The organism is uncultured Campylobacter sp. (assembly GCF_937997465.1).
Lineage (GTDB): Bacteria > Campylobacterota > Campylobacteria > Campylobacterales > Campylobacteraceae > Campylobacter_A.
Genome location: NZ_CALKTQ010000003.1, coordinates 1 through 2500, shown reverse-complemented (window position 1 = coordinate 2500; position 2500 = coordinate 1). Strand labels below are relative to the sequence as shown.

Sequence of the window (2500 nt, the reverse complement as noted above, 5' to 3'; positions counted from 1 at the left end):
TCCCTCAAAATCAAAAAACGTAATTTAAAATATAAATATAATATAAAAAATTTTCTTTAAATAAAAACTTTAAAACTATATGCTAAACGAGCTTAAAAACCGATAAAAAGTGATAATATTATGAGATTAAATAATATATTTGTTTAAAATCATTCCGCCAAATTTCAGCGTCTCGCAAGCCGCGGGGTTATATCATTATCAAATTTTAACAAGAAAGGGCAAAAATGACGCAGTTTGACTCGAGAAATGTCAGCATGGTGATGGATCTTTACGAGCTTACGATGGCGGAGGGGTATTTTAAAAGCGGAGATCAGCCGCGCGTGGCGTTTGACGTTTTTTACCGCAAGGTGCCCGACGGCGGCGGTTTTGCGATATTTGCGGGGCTTGAGCAAATCATTGAGTATGTGGAAAATTTACACTTTGACGATAGCGACGTGGATTATCTGCGCTCATTAAATTTATTTAGCGAGGATTTTTTGGACTATCTGCGCAAATTTCGCTTTAAAGGCGATATATACGCATTTGCCGAGGGGACGATCATCTATCCGCAAGAGCCTTTTATAACCGTCGTAGCCTCGCCTATCGACGCGCAACTCATAGAAACCGCGATCCTATCGCAGATAAACCACCAAAGCCTCATCGCGACAAAAGCCAGGCGCATAGTAAAGGCCGCGGACGGCAGGAGCGTGTTTGACTTCGGCGCTAGGCGCGCGCACAACCTAGACGCCGCGATCTACGGCGCTAGAGCTGCCTATATAGGTGGCGCGGACGGCACGGCAACGGTGCTAGCTGCTAAGGCTTTTGGTATACCGACGACGGGCACGATGGCGCACAGCTGGGTGATGTATTTTGGCGACGAGTTTGAAGCCTTTAAGCGCTATGCCCTGCTCTATCCGGACTCCGCTTCGCTGCTAGTAGATACTTACGACGTGCTACATAGCGGCGTGCCAAATGCGATAAAAACGGCAAAAGAGATGCTAGAGCCGCTGGGCAAACGCCTAAAAGCGGTCAGACTGGACTCCGGCGACCTAGCATATCTATCCAAAAAAACGCGCGCGATGCTGGATGCCGCTGGGCTAAAAGACTGCAAGATCACGGTCTCAAACAGCCTAGATGAGTACACTATCGCCTCGATCCTGGCCCAAGGCGGACAGATAGACGGCTTTGGAGTGGGCGAACGGCTGATAACCTCCAAAAGCGATCCGATTTTTAGCGGGGTTTATAAGCTAGTCGCGGTCGAAAACGGCGGCAAATTTAGCCCCCGTATCAAGCTATCCGAAGCCGTAGAAAAGATGACAAATCCCGGCATAAAAAAGGTCTGGCGCATCTACCAAAACGGCCAAGCCATAGCCGACCTCATCGCAAACGCGGACGAAACGCCCGATCCCTCCAAACCGTACCGCTACATAGATCCCGAAAAACCGTGGAAGGAGCTGTATTTTGAGGGCTGCACGGCGCAGCAGCTGCAAAATCTAGTCGTAAAAGACGGCAAGCGCGTTGGCGAAAAGGTAAATTTAGCACAAATCAGAGAGTATGTAAAAGAGCAGCTAGAAAATGAAATTTGGCAGGAGGAGCAGCGCTTTGAAAACCCGCACAAGCACTACGTCGATATGAGCGTGCACTACTACGAGATGAAGATGGAGCTTTTACGCAGCACAAAAAAATAAATAAAAAAACGGGCGGCTTACTTTTGCGGTAAATTTTATTGCGCAAACACAAGTTTATAGATACGAGAGACTAAGCCGCTCGTTAAATTTTCATATCGACAAAAAACAAAAGTAGCAAAATAACGGTTTTTGCTTTTTTAATATCAATCTATTTATTTGAAATGCGGTCCGATTTTAGAAATTTAACTTGCAGTACCCTTGCAAAGCTAAATTTGGATAAAAAACTAGCTTATTTCGATTTCGCTTCTAGTGCAAATTTTATTTTTTAATATTTTTAAAATCCGAATTTATGCGCAAAACCGCCCAAAATGGCATAGAATAAAAAGTATCTGCAAGTTTAAATTTAGCTTGATTTTACGGACTTAAACAGCTTGCGATACTTTATATATATCACAAGATCCGTCGTCTGAAAATCAAAGTATCGCTTTAGCTCGTCGCGCCTCGCCGCAGCTTTGGCTAGGCTTATTTCGCCTACTTGCTATAATAATTCCTTTGGGCTTATTTACTGCTTTACTGCAAAACTCGTAGATAAAATTTACTGCCATTAGAGACATTATTTTAACGCTAGATTGTCGCTATCGCTTACAAAATACGGTTTATCTTTAACTTGGATTACTGATCCGTGCTAATAATTTGGCCATTGTATATCATTTTAGCTGATTGGATGTGTAAATTTGGACTGTTTTTATTGGATAGTCAGAGAAAATATCAGCAAAAAACGCTACTGGTAGTTTCTTTTTGTTGCTGTAACTTGCGGGGATTTTCTATATATTTCTTGAAGTAGTGGCGGACAGAGAGGGATTTGAACCCTCGAGCCCCGGTTAGAAGCTGCA

1 protein-coding gene is annotated in these 2500 nt (G+C 43.6%); it reads left to right on the top strand.

Annotated features, from left to right (window positions below; translation table 11 throughout):
• The first annotated feature begins 224 nt into the window (after positions 1-224).
• Complete coding sequence (locus Q0546_RS00060) at positions 225-1667, top strand: nicotinate phosphoribosyltransferase (protein ID WP_298789441.1); 1443 nt, start codon at positions 225-227, stop codon at positions 1665-1667.
• Positions 1668-2500 lie beyond the last annotated feature (833 nt).